Raw genomic sequence first — 17,785 nt, 5'->3', positions numbered from 1 at the left:
GTGCGGACTATGGCGTGGGGACGGCGTGGGGACTATGGCGCGCGTACGTGGGCAGGCGGACGACGGCGTGGGGACGGTGAGCGCGCGTACGTGAGCGCGCGTACGTGAGCGCGCGCACGTGAGCATGCGGAGGTGGGCCTGCGGAGGTGGGCCTGCGGAGGTGGGCCTGCGGAGGTGGGCCTGCGGAGGTGGCCTGCGGAGGTGGCCTGCGGACGGGGGGCCTGTGGACGGGGGGCCTGTGGACGGGGCCGCGCCACTCGGCTGCAAGGGCCGCAGCTGGAGGTGCGTGTTATTGGCGTGGCCGGCCTTCTCGGATCGGAGCGATCGCTTCGCGGTAGGCCGAGGTCCGAAGAATCGGCCGTGCGTCGAAGTGCGCCGATCTGGTCGGCCTGTTGGTGTGTACCGACGAGAACCCGATGGCCGTAGCCGCCGAGGCCGCGGGAACCGATCCGGACCGCTCGAGGTCTCCGTGGTCATCACCGGTGGCCCCGACGGGTTCGAGCCGGCCGTCCGGTATCGCGATCGCTCGGCCGACGTCACGGTGGCCTCGACGAGCTCCGGCTCTGCGATGAGGACGGACCTGGCGGTCGAGGGCTTGCGGAAGGAGATGGCGCCCCATCCAGTGCCGCAGGTTTGATGAGGGAGGCGATGTCGACTTGTCGCGTCGTCGACTGTCCGTGGGCGCCAACTGGTTGGCGTGGTCAGGACTGCACCCAGCCCCCATACAGGGGGAGTTGAGGCGCATCGACGGCCTTGCTAGCGAGTCGCGGAAGCCGTCCGCTCATTTCGCCTGGATCGCCGAACCCGTCGGCGTCGACGACGAGTTGCTGGCAGAGGCTCCTGGACCGGGCGGGCTCCTGACCAACCCGATCGCTTCAAGGCCACCGTGGTCTGGTCAGCCGATCGGGCAGCCGGTCGAGGAGGAGTTGGAGCTCGGCACCACGACGCATCGGCACCACGACGCATCGGCACACCACGACGCATCGGCACCACGACAGGTCGGCAAGGCGACGCATCGCCAACCCGGCACGGCGACTGCGGCGATGTCGACGTGGTGCGTAGCCGACTCCGCCCTTCCTTGTGTCGGCAACGCTCGAAGATGAGGCCGATCAGACGCTCGACGACGGGGCCACCGGTTCGTCGGGTTCTTGGTCTGTGCTCAGGCCGCAGACGCCGGACGGTGTCACGAAACCACGTGATCGACCCGGTCCAGCCGACCCGCTCAGCGATCACCGCGGCCGGCATGTCCGGCGTCCTGGCCAGCAACTGCCGTACAGCGTCTCGAACGGCGTGAACGCCGTCGGCCCTGCGGCACGCTCGTACTTCGGCGGCCGGTCCGAAGCCAACGCCCGCGCTACCGTCGACCTGCCAATCCCCAGATCCCGCGCAACCTGACGCCGCGGAACACCGTCCGCGACCAGCCGCCGGATCAGAGCCCAATCCTCCACCGAGATCACCCATCCAATCTGTCTGGATGGCCTCGTTCTGGACCGTCGCTATGGCCTCACTCTCAAGCTTCGTCGACACCTTGATAGCGACCACGCCCGGGGCCGGCGGCGTTGGCTGCAGGTACGCCGCCGATCACGCGATTGGTCGACTCGAATGCTGCAGACGATCTCGGCATCAAGCGCGCCTGGGTGGTGGGTCTCGTCGTGCACGAGTAGCGACGTTCGACTGGACAGGTCCGGATCGGCGCCGGCGGGTTGGGTTCGGCGAGTCAGGGCTTCGAACGTGCCAGGCCGGGTGCAGCGCGTTTGCCGCCTCGGGTGCAGCGCGCTTGCCCACCTCGCACCCTGCCCCGCCAACTCCGATCTCGATCTCGGTCGCGAGTCTGACTCACAGCGCCTATCGGGCGGACAGCGCCAAGTCGACATCTGACGCCCAACTCCGGTTCTCGGAGGCTGAAGGATGGTTCTGTCAGCGGGCTTGAGAGCCGTTCGCGGGGCGGTCGGTCTGGGCGGCTTTTGCTCTCAGGGCGTCCTGGAGAACTGGCTGTCGGCGAGAATTCAGCGATATGTCGACAAAGGCATTTGCGGTTCGTGCGGTTTCACGTGAAACGAAGGAGCCCTCGCAGCCGGGAGGGCTACGAGGGCTCGGGGGTGACCGGGGTCAGGCGGTGAGGTCTCGGTGGACTTTGCGTTCCGCGTAGAAGGAGAGGAAGGGGATGGTGCCGGCGATGGCAACCAGGAGGAGGTAGCGGAAGGACCACTTCACCCGGCGGGCGAGGTCGAGGGTCGCGAGCAGGTAGACGGCGTAGAGGAAGCCGTGCAGCGGGCCGATGAGGTTCATCGGGGCTTCGTTGTCGCCGATGTACTTGACGGGCATCGCGACGAAGGTGAGCAGGAGCAGCATCACGCCGACGACGTAGGCGAGCACCTGGTACCGGATCAGGGCGCTGTGTGTGGTCCGGGAGAGCTTCTTCTTCTGGCCGGCCGACGTGCTGTGGTCTGCGGGGGAGGTCACTCTGAAACGGTACCGGGTACCGCGTCGTCGTCCTCGTCCTGGTGGTCGGGATCACCCGGCCGGTTGGCGTCGACGACCATGCGGCCCCACATCCACAGAGTGAAGCCAGCGAAGAGCCACCACTGGAACGCGTACGCCACGTTGCGGAGGCCGGCGTGATCCGTCGGCGGGCTCGGGGGAGTCACCAGGGTCAGTCCGGCCGCGGGGGACGAACTCTGGTCGACCGAGGTGAGGACGACGAACGCGTCGTACACCCGGTAGTCGACGAGATCGACGATCGTGGGGATGCGGAGCGACGAGAGGACGCGGCCCTTCGCCGCTTCACCCGAGGAGTCCTGCGCTTCGGAGGCGGCGACCGCGCCCGTGAGGGACACGCTGCCGAGCGGCGCCTTGGCCGCTGGGTCGTCCACCGACGGCACCCACCCACGCACAACCATGACCGCGCCGGCCGCGCTCCCAGCGCCGGAGCCACCCGAGCCCGAGCCAGACCCAGACCCAGACCCCGAGTCACCGGCCGGAAGCATCACCGAGCTCACCACCCAGAACCCGGCCTGCCCGTCGTGCAAGCGGTCGGCAATGAAGATCTGGTCGGCCGCCGGACCCCAAGTCCCGGCAACCGTCACCCGCCGTGCCACCGCCTTGGCCGGCAACCCCGAGTCGATCGGGAACAGCGACTGCAGCGGGACCGGCGCGATCGCGGCCTGCTTCGCCGTCGCCTCCGCGGTCTTCGAGCGATACACGTCCAGCTGCCAGACGCCGAGGACCGACATCATCGCGGCGATCGCAACGGCGAGCACCAGCAGCGCGGTCCACCGCGGGGTCAGGATGGTCCGCCACAACGGCTGCGCCGGCGGAACGGCGGGAGTTTCCACGGGATCGGCGGTCGGCGCGACAGGCATCAAGACCTCAACGGGCAGCGGCCGCGGCCAGCAGGTCGCGGCACAGTACTCCGAGCTCCACCCCGGCCGCTTCGGCAGCGAGGGGGACGAGCGACGTCTCGGTCATGCCCGGTGCCACGTTCACCTCGAGGAACCACGGCACCCCGGCCGCGTCCACGACGAGGTCCGACCGCGACAGGTCCCGCAGGCCAAGCGCTTCGTGCGCCGTCACGGCCGCCTTCGCACACGCGGCCGCGACCTCGCTGTCCAGCCGAGCCGGAACGATGAACTGGGTGGCGCCGGCCGTGTAGCGGGCCTCGTAGTCGTAGAAGCCGGAGTCCGGCTGGATCTCGACGGGCGGCAGCGCGCGGGGTCCATCGCCGGTGTCGAGCACCGTGACCGCGACCTCGGTGCCGTCGACGTATCGCTCGATCAGCGCGACCGGGCCGTACGCGTAGCAGTTCACCATCGCCGACGGCAGCTCGTCCACGGAGCGCACGATCGACGCACCGAGTGCCGAACCACCTCGCGCGGGCTTGACCACCAACGGCAGCCCGATCTGCTGGATGACGGCCTCCATCAACGCGGCGGCGCCGAGCTCGCGGAACGTGTCGTGCCCGAGCACCACCGACTCCGGCGTACTCAGGCCGGCCGCGCGGACCATCGTGCTCGCCACCGGCTTGTCGAAGGCGGTCCGGCAGGCGGCCGCGGCGGCGCCCACGTACGGCACGTTGTAGAGGTCGAGGACCTGGCGGAGTGCGCCGTCCTCGCCGGTCACGCCGTGCAGGACCGGGAAGACGGCATCCGGCGGATCGTTGCGCAACCGGTCGACCAGGCTCGCGTCGACGTCGCGTTGTTCCACCTCGACGCCGACTCCGCGCAGCGCGTCGGCGACCCGCCGGCCCGATCGCAGCGAGACGTCCCGTTCGTGCGACAGCCCGCCGGCCAGTACCAGCACTCGACCCAGATCACTCATAGACAGTTCCCGATCACTCGTGGGCGATTCCGGCTCCGCGCCGGTCCCGAGGCCCATTCGAACGGTACCGCTATCCGCTCGTGGACCCACGGGCCGCCCGACCATCCCGCGCTCTCGCAGCGCGGGGCATCAGCTCAGCTCCGGGCCCGGAGCGTCGTAGTCGTGGCCGGCGCCGGGTGGCAGCGGGCCGAAGGTCTGCCGGAGCTCGAGCTCCTCGTTGATCACCGCGGCCAGCCGCGCGACACCTTCGGTGATCCGCTCCGGGGTCGGGTGACAGTAAGACAGCCGCATGCACTGGGAGCCGAAACCATCGGCGAAGAAGGCCGTTCCGGGGACGTAGGCCACCCGGGCCGTCACCGCGCGCGGCAGCATCGCCTTCGCGTCCAGGCCGTCCGGCAACGTCAGCCAGACGTAGAAGCCACCGCCCGGCTTCGTCCAGGTCGTTGCTGCTGGCATCTTCTCGGTCAGCGCCGCCAGCATCGCGTCGCGGCGTTCCCGGTACATCTCCTGGAACTGCTTCACCTGGCCGAGCCAGTCGTGCCGGCTCAGGTACGCCGAGATCGCCTGCTGGCTGAACACCGGCGGACACAGCGTCGCCGACTCCTGGGCGAGCACCAGTTTCTCCCGGACCGCGTGCGGCGCGACCGCCCAACCGACCCGGAACCCGGGCGCGAACGTCTTCGAGAACGAGCCGAGGTAGATCACGCCCTCCCGGTCGTCCGCGCGCAACGCCCGGTACGGAGCGCCCTCGAACCCGAGCAGCCCGTACGGGTTGTCCTCCAGCACCAGCAGGTCGGCGGCCTGGCAGATCTCCAGCACCCGGCGACGTCGCTCGGTGGAGAGCGAGACCCCGGCCGGGTTGTGGAAATTCGGGATCGTGTAGAAGAACTTGACCTTCTTGCCGGCCGCACGGACCGCCGCGATCGCCTGCTCCAGCGCCTCCGGCTGCACCCCGTCGTCGTCCATCGCGACGTGCACGACCTCACACTGGTACGCCCGGAAAACGCCGAGCGCGCCCACGTACGACGGGGCCTCGCAGATCACCACGTCGCCCGGATCGCAGAACACCCGGGTGACCAGGTCGACGGCCTGCTGGCTGCCGACGGTCACGACCACGTCGTCGGGATGCGCGTCGATGCCCTCCAGCCGCATCACGTCGCAGATCTGCTCGCGCAACACCGTGTCGCCCTGGCCGGAGCCGTACTGCATCGCGACCGCACCGCTCTCGGTCACCAGGTCGCGGACCGCGCCGCCGACCACGTCGAGCGGGAGGCCACCGATGTTCGGCATGCCACCGGCCAGCGAGACCACCTCGGGCCGGCTCGCGACGGAGAAAAGAGCTCGGATCTCCGAAGCCGTCATACCCTTCGTCCGTGCTGCGTACCGGTCGACGTAGTTGTCGAGGCGGGTCTGCCGGACATCGGGCAGGTCGTTCACGGAGCGGCTCCAAACGGGGTGATCGAGGGGAAGTCACCAGGCTACGCCGAGCCTCCGGCGCGCGCCGGGGCTGTGGATCGGCTTGACCTCTCACTACCATGCCTTATAGGGGCAGGTTCGACCATGCCGCGGACTGGCAGCTGAGACGGCGGCCGGTCGTCACCCGTCGCGGCACGACCTGGCGCACCGCGGAAGGCAGGATCGGATGAGCGTGGGCAAGGCGTTCGGCTGGACGCTCGGTGGACTACTCCTGGGCGTGCTCGCCGGGTTCGCCGGGGAGCTGTTCCGGCGACAACCGGCGGCCAAGGTGCAGCAGCGTTACGTCGCCCCCGAGGCGGCCGAGACACCCGACGTCCGGACCCCGGCTCCCGCCGCACGGTGAGAGGACGGCTGGACGCCTGATGGCCCGACGGCTGGAACCGTTGACGCTCGCCAATCTCGGTGACGTGCCGGGTCCGTGCCGTTCCTGTGTCTTCTGGGAACTCGATCCCGTCGCCGGCCGGCATGCCAGCCGCGCCGGCGACACCGAGCTCGAGAAGGAGGCCTGGCTCTCCCAGCTGCTGCTCGACTGGGGCAGCGCGGGCGTCGTGCTGACCGTCGACGAGGAGCCCGCCGGGTACGCGATCTACGCGCCCGCCGCGTACCTCCCGCGGATCCAGGCGTTCCCGACCGCACCCGTCAGTCCTGATGCCGTCGTGCTCGCGACCGGGCGGATCCTGCCGCGGTACCTCGGGACGGGGCTGGGTAAGGTCCTCGTCCAGGCCGTCGCCAAGGACGTGCTGAAGCGTGGGTTCCGGGCCGTCGAGGCGTTCGGTGACTCCCGCTGGGACGGACCGGGCTGCGTGTTCCCGACCGACTTCCTCAAGGCGGTCGGGTTCGGCGTGGTCCGGGAGCATCCCCGCAATCCCCGGCTGCGGCTCGATCTCCGCTCCACGGTTACCTGGCGGAGCGAGATGGAGGCCGCGGTCGAGAAGGTCTGGGGCGCGATCCGGCCGGAGCACGCACCACCGGCACCGGTGACGGTCCGGGACGCCCTTCTGCGCGACGACCCCCGCTGAGCAGCGGCCCGAAAGGACGGCAGCGATGGTGTTCCGGTTCCTCGCCGACGTGGTGATGGTGCTGCACGGGGCGATGCTGGTGTTCTTCGTGATCGGCGGCTTCCTGGCCTGGAAGTGGCGGTGGCTGATCTGGGTCCACCTGTTCATCGTGTTCTGGAACCTCGTCATCGTGCTGCTCGACTTCGGCTGCCCGGTGACCGCGCTGGAGAAGTTCTTCCGCCGCGAGGGTGGCGAGCAGCCGTACGTCGGCGGGTACATCGCGCACTACCTGGACGGCCCGGTCTGGCCGGTCGGCGGGACGCCCTGGGCGGAGCGGATCGGCTTCACCCTGGTCGTCATCTCGTACATCGGCTTCTTCGTCACCGGCCGGCGCCAACGCGAGCGGGTGACCACGGGAGTCTGAGTTCCGCGACTCGATCTAAGGGGCGGCTCAGTGGAGACCCCGACGTCATCGGCGACCTGCGGATCCCATACTGGTAGCCGTGTCCAGCGCGATCAGCACAGCCGACCCGGTCGAGACCTACCTCGACGGCCTGAGCCGTGCCCTCAGCGGTCCCGGTCGGCGCAAGGCAGACCTGCTCGCCGAGGCACGGGACAGCCTGGTCGATGCGACCGAGGCGTTCGAGTCCGACGGCCTGAGCCCGGCGAACGCGAAGCAGCAGGCGGTGGACGACTTCGGCACGCTGGCCGACGTGGTCCCCGGCTACCGCGCCGAGCTCGGGATCGCGCAGGGCCGGCGGACGGCGCTGATGCTCTGCCTGGTGATGCTGGCCCAGCCGATCGTGTGGAAACAGGGAGTCTGGGCCTGGACCCAGCAGCCGGAGTCGCCGACGGCGTTCATCGGCATCGTGAACCAGTTGGTGATGGTGGTCGGCTCGCTGGCGATCCTCGGCTCTGTCCTCGCGCTGGTGGGGACCGGGCTCGGGTTGCGGTACCCCGTGGTGCGGGACCAGGCGACCCGGGTGACCGCCTTGTTCGCGCTGGTGAGCTGTGTGACGGTCAGCGTGATGTCGATCTGCCTCGGTCTGTCCAGCAACGAACTGCACGGCTCCGCGCCCGGCGGCCTGCTGGTGGTCGGTACCTTCGTGCTGCTGCCGTTGACGATCGTCGGTCGCTCCGCGGCCCGCTGCCTCCGCCTCGCCTGATCTCTGTCTGACCTCCGCCTGGACCTCTGCCTCGCCTGACCGGCGGCCTCAGCTGGTCCGCGGCCGCAGTACGCCCTCGATGACGGTCCGGAACGTCTCCCACTCGCCCCGTCCGGTGGACAGCATCTTCTGACCGGCCGACGTCAGCTGGTACGTCCTGCGCTTCCGCCCGCCCACGGTGCTCCATTCGCTGGCCAGGTACCCCGCGCGCTCCAGCCGCCGCAGGGCCGGGTACAGCGTGCCGGTCGGCAGGTCCAGCTCGCCTCCGCTGCGTTCCTGCAGCGCCTCCATGATCGCGTAGCCATGCAGCGGTTCGTGCTCGACCACGGCCAGGATCATCGGGTCGAGGTGTCCACGGAGTGCGTCGGCCTTCATGTAGGCAGTCTACCCATACAGGTGTTACTGTCGAGAGGCGACATGTAGAAACGCTACATGTAGACGAACGATGTGGAGTGGAGATGACCGTCCCAACCCCCGCCAGACAGCCGGCGACCACCAAACCCGGGCTGCTGCATCGCGTGTCCGGCTGGGCGATGCGGCACGCCGGTCTCGCCATCGTCCTGTGGGTGATCGCCCTCGCCGCCGTGACGGTGGGCTCGTCGCTCGTCGGCGACACGTACAAGAACGACACCTCGCTGCCGGGCACCGACTCGCAGCGGGTGATCGAGGTCTTCCGCGAGCACCAGCCGCAGGGATCCACCGAGTCGATCCAGATCGTCCTGTTCGACGAGACCGGGCTCGCGAAGCCGGCCACGAAGGACCGGATCACCGCGATGCTCACCGAGCTCGGCGAGCAGCCGCACGTCGCGCAGGTCGCGGATCCCTTCCAGGGCAGGGGTTCCGTGGCCGAGGACGGCCGGACGGCGTACGCGACCGTGACGCTGGACGTCGCGGCGGCGGACATGCCGACCGAGGACGTGCGCACGATCATCGACAAGGCGCAGGCGATCGCGACCGACGGGCTGCAGGTCGAGCTCGGTGGTGACCTGGTCCGGTCCGCGGCCGAGGGCGAAGGCGGCGCGGCCGAGGGCGCGGGCATGCTGGCCGCGTTGGTGATCCTGGTCTTCCTCTTCGGATCGTTGCTAGCAGCAACTCTTCCGCTGCTGACCGCGGTGTTCGCGGTCGGCGCCACGCTCGGCCTGCTGGTCCTTGCCTCGCACTTCTTCACGATCCCTGACTACACGGCACCGGTGATGATGCTGGTCGGCCTGGGAGTCGGAATCGACTACGCGCTACTGATCTTCTCCCGCTATCGCAGCGAACTCCTGCGCGATGCGGAACGCCGCAAGGCCGCCGAACTCGCGCTGGACACCGCGGGCCGCTCGGTGATGTTCGCAGGATGCACGGTCGTCATCGCACTGCTCGGCCTGCTGGCGTTGGGACTCGGCGCTCTCCAGGGCGTCGCCCTTGGCGTCACGCTGACCGTCCTGATGACCATGCTCGCGGCAGTCAGCCTCCTGCCCGCACTGCTGACGCTCTTCGGCAAGCGGATCGAGCGCAGCGTTCGCAAGCACGCGGAGAAGGCACGGCGTACGCCGGGCGACGGCTGGCGCAAGCTGGCTACCCTTGTCCAGAAGGGCCCGTGGGTCCCGCTGGTCCTCGGTACCGCCGCATTGGTCGCGTTGTGCCTGCCCGCACTCGACATGCGCCTCGGTTTCGCGGACGCCGGCACCGACGCGCCGACGCAGACCACGCGCAAGGCGTACGACCTGCTGGCCCAGGGATTCGGTCCCGGCTTCAACGGGCCGTTGATCGTCGTGTCGGAGGGGACCCCGGCCGCGGCGGACGCGCTGAATCGTCAGCTGGCCAAGGATCCGGGCATCGCCGCGGTGACACCGCCTCAGTTGATGCCGGACGGCAAGGTCGCGACCGTGATGGCGTTCCCGAAGTCGGCGCCCCAGGACGCGGAGACCAGCGAACTGGTACAGCGGCTGCGGGACGACACGTTGCCGGCGTTGGCCCAGCAGACGCAGGCGACGTACCTCGTGGGTGGTGCGACGGCGGCGGCGGACGACTTCGCGAGTGCGGTGAGCCAGCGGTTGCCGATCTTCGTGCTGGTCGTGGTCGGGCTCTCGGCGCTGCTCCTGCTGGCCGTGTTCCGGTCGGTCCTGATCCCGCTCAAGGCGGCGATCCTCAACCTGCTCAGCATCGGTGCCTCGCTCGGCGTGATCACGTTGGTGTTCCAGCAGGGCTGGTTCGGTGCGCAGCCGGGGCCGATCGAGGCGTTCGTACCGGTGATGATCTTCGCGATCGTGTTCGGGTTGTCGATGGACTACGAGGTGTTCCTGATCTCCCGGATCCACGAGGAGTGGCGGCGGACCGGGGACGCGCAGGCCGCGGTCCGCGAGGGCCTGGCGAACACGGGCAGCGTGATCACGGCCGCGGCGGCGATCATGATCGTGGTGTTCGGGGCCTTCCTGCTCAGCCCGGGCCGGATGCTGCAGCAGTTCGGCCTGGGCCTGGCGACCGCGGTGCTGATCGACGCGCTGCTGATTCGCTGCGTCATCGTCCCCGCGGTCCTGCGCCTGCTCGGCAACCACGCGTGGTGGTTGCCGAGCCGACTCGACCGGGTGCTGCCGACGATCGCGCTCGAGCGGGACGAGCCGGCGCCGGTGGACCCGGAGAAGGCGCCGGTTCACTCGTAGCGGGAGCTCCACGGGCGGGCCTTGTAGATCTGGGCACCGGACAAGGTCCGCTTCGCCGCCGGCCCCGCGAACTCGACGGTGTCGGTGCACCACCCCGAGCGGCAGCCTTCCTTCGGCCGGGTCCTGATCAGCTGGCCGTTGGGCAGGCTGCCCACGCTCTTGATCGAGGCCTGGTCGTCACTGGCCAGGACCTTGCCGGTGGACTTGCTCACCCGGTAGATGCTCTCCGCGGTGGAGACCCAGAAGATGTCGCGGTTCTCCAGCGCGGGAGCGAGGTCGTGGCCACCGCCGTTCGGGAGCTGGATCACCCGGGACTTCTCCAGCTTCGGCGCGGCCGGCGTCCCGGTGACCTTCAGCGCGACCACCTGGTCGTTGCCGAGGGCCCAGAGCACCTTGTGGGTCGGGTCCCAGCTGACACCGTGGGCGAAGTTCAGCGGGAAGTTCACGTACTTCGCCGACGCGATGCCCTGGGACGCGGTGTACACCCGGATGAACCCGCCGCTGCCGCTCGCTGCCACGGCCACGTTGCCGTCCGGCAGGAGCTCGACGCTGTGCGGGCTCGCGGACGAACCGCCGACGTCGACGCCCCACAGCCGCTTCCCGGCCGGGTAGCTGATCAGGGCAGCCAGTCCGCGGGTGTCGGACACCACCGCCACGTACGCACCGCCACGCTTCCGCAGTTTCACGTCGGACGGCAGGCCCCAGGTGCTCGACATGCCGCCGAACCCGTTCGCGCCCGTCGGGGCCCAGGCCCACTTCTGCGCGGCCGCGGTGTTCCAGTTGGCGACCGCCGGGTCCATCACCCGGATCCGCGCCGCCTGGGTGTTCTCGTACTGCTGGTCGGTCAGCGCCACCATCCGCTCGGGCGCCCCGCGGGTCACGGCCGCCAGGTCGGACGGGAGGGCCACCGGCGGTGCCATGGTCCGGGCCGCCGAGTGGGCCGCGGCCGGTGCGACGCCCGGTCCGGCGGCGAGCGCGAGCAGGCCCGCGGCGCCGATCAGAACTCTGAACACGGTGCTACCACCTCAGGTCGATCCAATAATCACCTAAGGTAACGGCGCCGTCACCGTCGAGTGACGACCGACGCCGGATCGGCATCGAACAGAAAAGTGATCAGCCGGCCAGAATTCTCGCCGTCGCCGACCGGACGGGCCCGGATCAGACGGTGAGCTGGCCGAACCGGAGCATGCCGGTCGCGGCGTCCTGCTCCGGCGGCAGGTACACCCGCTGGATCGCGACCACGATCGCCTCGGCGATCACGTCGCGGAAGTTCGGGTCGGCGAGCCGGGACGAGTCGTGCGGGTTCGTCACGTAGCCGATCTCCAGCCGGACCGCGGGCATCTTGGTCCGGCGGAGCAGGTCCCAGGTCTTGGCGTGCGTCCGGCAGTTCAGCAGGTCGGTCCGGGCCACGATCTCGCGCTGGACCAGCCCGGCGAACTGCTCGCCCACGCTCGACGAGGCCCCGTGCAGGTCGGCGCCGTAGTAGTACGTCGCGACGCCCTGGGCGGCCGGGTTCATCGAACCGTCGGTGTGCAGGGAGACGCAGAGGTTCGCGTCGGTGTCGTTCGCGAAGGCGGCCCGGGTCAGCTCGTCCGGACCCTGGTCGCGGCCACGGGACAGGTACGCCCGGACCCCGGTGGCGCCGAGCCGGCCCTCGATCCGCGCGGCCAGGTCGTACGCGACGTCGGACTCCCGCAGTCCGAAGCCCTCCCAGCCGTAGTCGAAGCCGCCGTGGCCGGGATCGATCACCACGGTCTTGCCGGACAGCCGGGGCCCCGCGGCGCGGACGGCCTCGGAGGCGCGCAACGCGTCCGGACGGCCACCGGTCGCCATCGGACGGATCCGCTGCAGCGCCTTGAAGGTGGAGGGCCCACACGTACCGTCGGCCGGCAGCCCCATGTTCCGCTGGAACTCGGTCACCGCGCGCTGGGTGTCGGCGCCGAAGATGCCGTCGATGCGGGCGACGGCGAAACCCAGCTCCTGCAGCTTGGACTGCAGCGCCACCACGTCGTCACCGCTCAACGGGTGCGAGACGACGAACGTCAGCAGCCGGTCGCCCAGCCGCCAACGCGCGTCGTCGATCGCCCGGTAGGTCTGCGGGCCGACGATCCCGTCGATCATCAGTCCGCGTTGTTGCTGGAATCCCCGAACGGCTTGAGCCGTCGCCTCGTCGTACACGTAGTGCTCACCCGGTTGCAGCAGGCCGAGCCGCTGCAACTTCGCGATGATCTCGGCGACGGCTTCACCGCTGTCACCGATCCGGTAGATCGGGGCGCCGTGCGGGGCTTCCATCCAGTACTCCTTGCCGGTGCGGCGGAAACAGCACCCGGTGAGGGGTGCTCCAGGCAGTGCTCGGTCAGTCCGTGAAGGCGGCCAGTTCCTTCAGCAGCGCGGCCTTGGGCTTGGCGCCGACGATGGACTTGGCCAGCTCACCGTTCACGTAGACGTTGATGGTAGGGATACCGGTGACGCGGTAGTTGCTCGGGGTGACCGGGTTCTCGTCCACGTTCATCTTCAGGAAGGTGAGCTTGTCGCTGTGCTCCCCGGCCAGCTCCTCCAGGATCGGCGAGACCTGGCGGCACGGGCCGCACCACTCCGCCCAGAAGTCCACCAGGACCGGCTTGTCGCTCTTCAGCACGGTCTGCTCGAACTCGGCGTCGGTGACGGCGTTCATCTTCTCGCCCACGGGCGTTCTCCTCCAGCGGTTGGGACTCGGATCGGTGATCAGACGGAGACAGGCTCGGTGGCGGCCGCCTCGGCCGCGGTCTCGGCGTGCTCCAGCGTCGCCAGGTAGCGCTCGGCGTCCAGGGCCGCGGAACAGCCACTGCCGGCGGCGGTGATCGCCTGCCGGTAGGTGTGGTCGACCAGGTCGCCGGCGGCGAACACGCCCGGCAGGTTGGTCTCGGTGGTCCGGTCCTTGACCAGGACGTAGCCCTCGTCGTCCAGGTGCACCTGACCCTTGACCAGCGCGGAGCGCGGGTCGTGGCCGATCGCGATGAACAGGCCGGTGACCGGCAGCTCGCGGGTCTCCCCGGTGACGGTGTCGCGCAGGGTCACCGCGTGCACCTTGTCGTCGCCGTGGATCTGCGCGGTCTCCGAGTTCCAGGCGAACTCGAGCTTCTCGTTGGCGAACGCGCGGTCGGCCATGATCTTCGAGGCGCGCAGCTCGTCGCGCCGGTGGATCAGCGTGACCTTCTTCGCGAACCGGGTCAGGAAGGTCGCCTCCTCGACGGCGGAGTCGCCACCGCCGACGACCGCGATCTCCTGCTCACGGAAGAAGAAGCCGTCACACGTCGCACACCAGGAAACCCCGTGGCCGGACAGCCGGTCCTCGTCGGGCAGGCCGAGCTTGCGGTACCCCGAACCCATCGCCAGGATCACGGTCTTGGCCAGGTGCTCGGTCCCGGCGGAGTCGGTGACCACCTTGACGTCACCGGTGAGGTCGACCTTGACGACGTCGTCCGGCACCAGTTCGGCACCGAACCGCTCGGCCTGGGAGCGCATCTCGTCCATCAGCGCCGGACCCATGATGCCGTCCGAGAAGCCCGGGAAGTTCTCCACCTCGGTCGTGTTCATCAGCGCGCCACCGGCGGTGACGGAGCCTTCGAACACCAACGGCTCCAGGCGCGCACGCGCGGCGTACACGGCTGCCGTGTACCCCGCGGGGCCGGAACCGATGATGATCACGTTGCGGACTGTTGCCTCGCTCATGCAGGCGTTCCTCGTTCTCGTCGAGACTGGACGTCGTACTCAACGGATCCTAGAGGCCGACCATTCCCACGGTACCCACCGTGTCCGGAGCCGACGCCTCCGGCTCACCGAACGGGATCAGCGGTTGCGCAGCGTGATGGTGGTGTCGAAGAACGGGGTCGCGACCTTGCTGCCGGAGCTACAGCCGGTGACGGCGAACACCTGGATGTCCCGCGGTGAGCCGCCCTGCAGCCCGATCACGGTGGCCCGCTTGCCGTCGACCTGGGCCGGCTGGACCAGCTGGAGCTGCGGGTTCGGCCGGCCGGCGGCGAAGGTCTTCGCGCAGTCGATCTCGTCGGCGCTGCCGTGCAGGACCGGGCCGTTGGAGTTCTCCAGCCAGCGCTGGGCCGACGGGCCGACCTGCTCGGTACCGATGGTCGGCACCCCGGACGGGACGCCGGTCGGGGTGATTCCCGCGGCGCCGTCGTTGCTGTGGTCCGCGGTGGCGACCACGACGCCAACGCCACCGGCGGCGACCACGACCACGGCGGCCGCGGCGAGCAGCAGCTTGGGCAGGTGCCGGCGCGGCTCCTCGCGCAGCTGGACCAGCGAGTGCACGCCGACCGTGGACGAGCGCAGCACCGACTCGGAGACGATGACGGCGTCCAGGTGCTCGGCGACGTCGGCCGGCATCGGAACGTCGGTCCGGCCCTCGTCGGCGAGGTCCTCGGTCAGTTGCACCAGCGCGTCGTACGTCTGCTGGCAGTCCGGGCAGGCCTTCACATGCTCACGAGCACGATGGGCCTCGGCGGCCGGCAGCAGGTTCTCGATCAGGTCGGCGATGGTGTCCGTGTCCAGGTGCTCGAGGTGCTCACTGGTCGGCAGACCGGAATCGGTCATCGGGGACTCGCCCCCTCACGGGACGTGCGCGAAAAGTTCATCGGTGGAGTGCTCCGGTCGGCGACGGCTCGGGGGTCGCGAATGAGCGACTTCGCTTCGACGGGGTCCCGGTTCATTCGGTTCCCACTGATTCCGCGGCGGTCCCTGCGGTCTTCTTCGCCACCTTGCCGGCCGGGGCGGAACCACCCCGCGTCGTCTGCCAGTGCCGCAACAACGGCAGCAACTTCGCCCGGCCCCGGGCGCAGCGGCTCTTCACGGTCCCGGGCGCGCAGCCCAGGATCGCGGCCGCCTCCTCGATCGAGTAGCCCTCCATGTCCACCAGGACGAGGGCGCTGCGCTGGTCCGTGTTCAGCTGCTTGAGCGCGTTCAGCACGTCGAGCCGGCGTTCGCGGACCTCGGCCGGGTCCTCCTCGGCCGGGCCGGCCAGCTCGGCCGCGCGGTCCTCGTCCTCCGGCAGCGGATCGGCCGCGCGGACCTGCCGCCGCCGGATCCGGTCCAGACAGGCGTTCACCACGATCCGGTGCATCCAGGTGGTCACCTTGGCGTCACCGCGGAACGAGTCGGCCCGCCGGAACGCCGAGATGAACGCCTCCTGCAACGCGTCGGCCGCCTCCTCGGGCTCGCCGAGCGTCCGGATCGCGACCGCCCACATCCGGTCCCGGTGCCGCTTGACCAGGAACCCGAAGGTCTCCGGGTTGCCGGCCACATGCAGCCGCAGCAGCTCGTGGTCGTCCATCTGGTCGTACCCGCGCGGGCCGGCCGGATCACCTGCTCCGGGGGGCGGCCCGATCCGCGGGATGCCCGACCCCTGCGGGGTGGGGCTCGAATCGATCTCGGAGGTCATCGCTGGATCTTGACCTCCGAGATCTCACCGCGGTACCCGCTGCCTTCCTTCGGCAGCTTCGTCAGCCAGACCAGGACGTACCGGGTCTCGGCCGGGGCGGACGGCTTCAGCACGGCCGGCTCGGCCTCGACGGCGCCCTCGGCCTTGGCGACCGACTTCCAGCCACTGGCCGCGGTCGGTGAGGTGTTCGGGTCGTCCTTGGGCACCATCAGCTCGAGGTCGGTGTCGTCGCCGACCAGGTTGACGGTCACCTGGGACACCGGGGTCGACTCGCCCAGGTCGTACACGATGCCGACGCCGTCCTTGGTCCCGCCGAGGTCCGGGCGCCGCTTGTACGACATCGTCGTCCAGGTGGTGCTCGGCTTGCCGTCGTAGGTGTTCTTGACGTCCTCGGGGTGCTCCTCGCCGTTGCCGTCCGGCGGCGGGTCGAAGTCCTTCGCGGCGGCGATCTTGACGTCCTCGTTCGTCGGCGCCGGCGGGCCGGAGCTCTGCGTCGGGTCCGGCGCCGGGTTGTCGTTGCCCTGGTCCTTGTTGATCGCGCCCTTGACCAGGAACTGCGCCATCAGCACCACCGACAGCAACGCCAGGATCGCGAGCAGGATCAGGATCCGGCCGCCCCAGCTGCCGCGCGGCTTCGGCTCGTCCGCCGGTGGGCGGCGCCGGCCGTTGCCGTTCTGGCTCGGCGGTGCCTGCCGACGGATCGGCCGGGTCTCCGGCGCGGTCGCGTACGCCGCGTGCTCGGTCTGGCCGTTGCTCGACTGCGGCCGGCTCGGTGGGGTCGGGTCGAGGGCGGGCGGCGTCGGCGGGACCACCTGGGTGGCGTCGTCGATGCTGCCGTTCTGCCGGGCGATGGCGACCGTCTCGTCCATCTGGCTCGGCGGCTCGTGCGAGCTGCCGACCACTCCGGACAGTGCGGCGGACAACCCGGCCGCGCTGGAGATCGGGGCCGCGTGGTGCCGGGGGGCGTCGCTGAGCAGCCGGTCGGCGATGTCGTCCAGCGAGCGCGGTACGCCGGCCCGGACCTGCCGCGGGCTCAGCAGCCGGCCGTGCTCGACCGGCGCGGGCTGGAGTCCCCAGGCCGGAGCCGGACCGGGCCAGCGGCCGGTAAGAGAGCAGTACAGGAGCTCGCCGAGCGCGCGGACGTCCTGCTCGGGCGTACCCGGGCCGGTCGACCGGAGCGCAGCCTCGGTGGCCAGGCCGACCACCTTGATCGCGCCGGCGTCGGTGACGACCACGGTCGCGGGGCTGATCGAGCCGTGCGAGTACCCGGTGCGGTGCAGGTTCTCCAGCGCCTCGGACACCTCACGCGCGAGCCAGCCGGCCTGCTGGCCCGTCAGCGGTCCGGCGCCCAGCATCCGCTCGAGCGGCCGGCCACCGGCCCACTCACGGACGCAGTACGTCACGCCTTCGTAGATGTCGCAGTCGAGGACGCGGAGAAAGCGTGGGTCGTTCGCGGCCGCGGCCCGGCGGGCGGCGTCGAAGAGAGTGTTGGTCCGCGGGTCGCCGACCGGCAGGACGTCCACCACGACGGCCCTGCTGAGAACCTCGTCCACTGCTCGCCAGACCCGCGCACCGTCGATCTCCGCGAGCAACTCGGCGATCCGGTACCGTCCGGCGAGCAGGGCACCAGGACTGACGGTCTGGTTCGACACGGTGTCTCTCGCCCTCCTCGATGCACTGGTCGGCCTGCGTCTGGCGCCCCGGATCCCTCCGCGCGAACCCGGTCGCGATTGGCTGGCGGACCGATCG

18 protein-coding genes are annotated in these 17,785 nt (G+C 70.1%); 5 read left to right on the top strand and 13 right to left on the bottom strand.

Annotation, left to right across the window (positions count from 1 at the left end):
• Positions 1-1,229: 1,229 nt before the first annotated feature.
• From FB561_RS08285 to FB561_RS08265, 5 genes are all read right to left on the bottom strand, one after another.
• Positions 1,230-1,448 carry a helix-turn-helix domain-containing protein gene (locus tag FB561_RS08285; protein WP_238335150.1) on the bottom strand — a complete coding sequence of 73 codons (219 nt, stop codon included), beginning with the start codon at positions 1,446-1,448 and terminating at the stop codon, positions 1,230-1,232.
• 661 nt (positions 1,449-2,109) lie between these two features.
• Positions 2,110-2,463 (bottom strand): DUF3817 domain-containing protein, encoded by a 354-nt coding sequence (locus FB561_RS08280; protein ID WP_238334712.1) that lies wholly within the window; start codon positions 2,461-2,463, stop codon positions 2,110-2,112.
• Positions 2,460-3,362, bottom strand: coding sequence for an SURF1 family protein (locus FB561_RS08275; RefSeq protein WP_145804680.1), 903 nt, complete (start codon positions 3,360-3,362; stop codon positions 2,460-2,462). The genes FB561_RS08280 and FB561_RS08275 overlap by 4 nt, the downstream gene beginning before the upstream one ends.
• Positions 3,363-3,369: 7 nt before the next feature.
• Complete coding sequence (locus FB561_RS08270; protein WP_145804678.1) at positions 3,370-4,317, bottom strand: D-alanine--D-alanine ligase family protein; 948 nt, start codon at positions 4,315-4,317, stop codon at positions 3,370-3,372.
• Positions 4,318-4,446: 129 nt separating this feature from the next.
• Positions 4,447-5,754 carry an aminotransferase-like domain-containing protein gene (locus FB561_RS08265; protein ID WP_145804676.1) on the bottom strand — a complete coding sequence of 436 codons (1,308 nt, stop codon included), beginning with the start codon at positions 5,752-5,754 and terminating at the stop codon, positions 4,447-4,449.
• Between the two features lie 205 nt (positions 5,755-5,959).
• Between FB561_RS08265 and FB561_RS37755 the strand changes: the two genes are divergently transcribed.
• The 4 genes from FB561_RS37755 to FB561_RS08250 all read left to right on the top strand — a co-directional run bounded on the left by FB561_RS37755 (position 5,960) and on the right by FB561_RS08250 (position 7,957).
• Positions 5,960-6,136 carry a hypothetical protein gene (locus tag FB561_RS37755; RefSeq protein ID WP_170284599.1) on the top strand — a complete coding sequence of 59 codons (177 nt, stop codon included), beginning with the start codon at positions 5,960-5,962 and terminating at the stop codon, positions 6,134-6,136.
• Between the two features lie 19 nt (positions 6,137-6,155).
• Entirely contained in the window at positions 6,156-6,812 is a 657-nt protein-coding gene (locus FB561_RS08260) for a GNAT family N-acetyltransferase (protein ID WP_145804674.1), read from the top strand.
• A 25-nt stretch (positions 6,813-6,837) separates the two neighbouring features.
• Positions 6,838-7,215 carry a DUF2784 domain-containing protein gene (locus FB561_RS08255; protein WP_145804672.1) on the top strand — a complete coding sequence of 126 codons (378 nt, stop codon included), beginning with the start codon at positions 6,838-6,840 and terminating at the stop codon, positions 7,213-7,215.
• Positions 7,216-7,294: 79 nt separating this feature from the next.
• Positions 7,295-7,957, top strand: coding sequence for a permease prefix domain 1-containing protein (locus FB561_RS08250; RefSeq protein WP_238334711.1), 663 nt, complete (start codon positions 7,295-7,297; stop codon positions 7,955-7,957).
• 48 nt (positions 7,958-8,005) lie between these two features.
• Here FB561_RS08250 and FB561_RS08245 read toward each other — a convergent pair whose 3' ends face one another.
• The gene (locus FB561_RS08245) at positions 8,006-8,332 is read right to left on the bottom strand and encodes a PadR family transcriptional regulator (protein WP_145804668.1); all 327 of its coding nucleotides are present in this window, start codon (positions 8,330-8,332) and stop codon (positions 8,006-8,008) included.
• Positions 8,333-8,415: 83 nt separating this feature from the next.
• Here FB561_RS08245 and FB561_RS08240 point away from each other — a divergent pair, with 83 nt between their 5' ends.
• Entirely contained in the window at positions 8,416-10,602 is a 2,187-nt protein-coding gene (locus FB561_RS08240; RefSeq protein WP_145804666.1) for an MMPL family transporter, read from the top strand.
• Here the strand turns inward: FB561_RS08240 and FB561_RS08235 are convergent.
• The 7 genes from FB561_RS08235 to FB561_RS08205 form a co-directional block, all read right to left on the bottom strand.
• Positions 10,593-11,615, bottom strand: coding sequence for a DUF6528 family protein (locus FB561_RS08235; RefSeq protein ID WP_145804664.1), 1,023 nt, complete (start codon positions 11,613-11,615; stop codon positions 10,593-10,595). The genes FB561_RS08240 and FB561_RS08235 overlap by 10 nt on opposite strands.
• Positions 11,616-11,760: 145 nt before the next feature.
• Positions 11,761-12,894: an N-acetylmuramoyl-L-alanine amidase gene (locus tag FB561_RS08230; protein WP_145804662.1), complete on the bottom strand. Its 1,134-nt coding sequence runs from the start codon at positions 12,892-12,894 to the stop codon at positions 11,761-11,763.
• Positions 12,895-12,958: 64 nt separating this feature from the next.
• Positions 12,959-13,276, bottom strand: coding sequence for a thioredoxin (gene trxA, locus FB561_RS08225; RefSeq protein WP_202880823.1), 318 nt, complete (start codon positions 13,274-13,276; stop codon positions 12,959-12,961).
• A gap of 50 nt (positions 13,277-13,326) precedes the next feature.
• Complete coding sequence (gene trxB / locus FB561_RS08220) at positions 13,327-14,313, bottom strand: thioredoxin-disulfide reductase (protein WP_145804658.1); 987 nt, start codon at positions 14,311-14,313, stop codon at positions 13,327-13,329.
• A gap of 117 nt (positions 14,314-14,430) precedes the next feature.
• Positions 14,431-15,192 (bottom strand): anti-sigma factor family protein, encoded by a 762-nt coding sequence (locus FB561_RS08215; RefSeq protein WP_145804656.1) that lies wholly within the window; start codon positions 15,190-15,192, stop codon positions 14,431-14,433.
• Positions 15,193-15,304: 112 nt separating this feature from the next.
• Entirely contained in the window at positions 15,305-16,036 is a 732-nt protein-coding gene (gene sigM, locus FB561_RS08210) for an RNA polymerase sigma factor SigM (protein WP_238334710.1), read from the bottom strand.
• Positions 16,033-17,688: a protein kinase family protein gene (locus tag FB561_RS08205; RefSeq protein ID WP_145804654.1), complete on the bottom strand. Its 1,656-nt coding sequence runs from the start codon at positions 17,686-17,688 to the stop codon at positions 16,033-16,035. The genes sigM and FB561_RS08205 overlap by 4 nt, the downstream gene beginning before the upstream one ends.
• Positions 17,689-17,785 lie beyond the last annotated feature (97 nt).

This window comes from Kribbella amoyensis, assembly GCF_007828865.1.
Classification (GTDB): Bacteria; Actinomycetota; Actinomycetes; order Propionibacteriales; family Kribbellaceae; genus Kribbella; species Kribbella amoyensis.
This window is presented reverse-complemented; position numbering and strand designations above follow the sequence as displayed.

Coding starts and splice junctions, on each gene's coding strand:
- FB561_RS08275 (WP_145804680.1), bottom strand. CDS start 3,362: ATGCCTGTCGCGCCGACCGCCGATCCCGTGGAAACTCCCGCCGTTCCG.
- FB561_RS08270 (WP_145804678.1), bottom strand. CDS start 4,317: ATGAGTGATCTGGGTCGAGTGCTGGTACTGGCCGGCGGGCTGTCGCAC.
- FB561_RS37755 (WP_170284599.1), top strand. CDS start 5,960: ATGAGCGTGGGCAAGGCGTTCGGCTGGACGCTCGGTGGACTACTCCTG.
- FB561_RS08260 (WP_145804674.1), top strand. CDS start 6,156: ATGGCCCGACGGCTGGAACCGTTGACGCTCGCCAATCTCGGTGACGTG.
- FB561_RS08255 (WP_145804672.1), top strand. CDS start 6,838: ATGGTGTTCCGGTTCCTCGCCGACGTGGTGATGGTGCTGCACGGGGCG.
- FB561_RS08245 (WP_145804668.1), bottom strand. CDS start 8,332: ATGAAGGCCGACGCACTCCGTGGACACCTCGACCCGATGATCCTGGCC.
- FB561_RS08240 (WP_145804666.1), top strand. CDS start 8,416: ATGACCGTCCCAACCCCCGCCAGACAGCCGGCGACCACCAAACCCGGG.
- FB561_RS08230 (WP_145804662.1), bottom strand. CDS start 12,894: ATGGAAGCCCCGCACGGCGCCCCGATCTACCGGATCGGTGACAGCGGT.
- trxA (WP_202880823.1), bottom strand. CDS start 13,276: ATGAACGCCGTCACCGACGCCGAGTTCGAGCAGACCGTGCTGAAGAGC.
- trxB (WP_145804658.1), bottom strand. CDS start 14,313: ATGAGCGAGGCAACAGTCCGCAACGTGATCATCATCGGTTCCGGCCCC.
- FB561_RS08215 (WP_145804656.1), bottom strand. CDS start 15,192: ATGACCGATTCCGGTCTGCCGACCAGTGAGCACCTCGAGCACCTGGAC.
- sigM (WP_238334710.1), bottom strand. CDS start 16,036: ATGACCTCCGAGATCGATTCGAGCCCCACCCCGCAGGGGTCGGGCATC.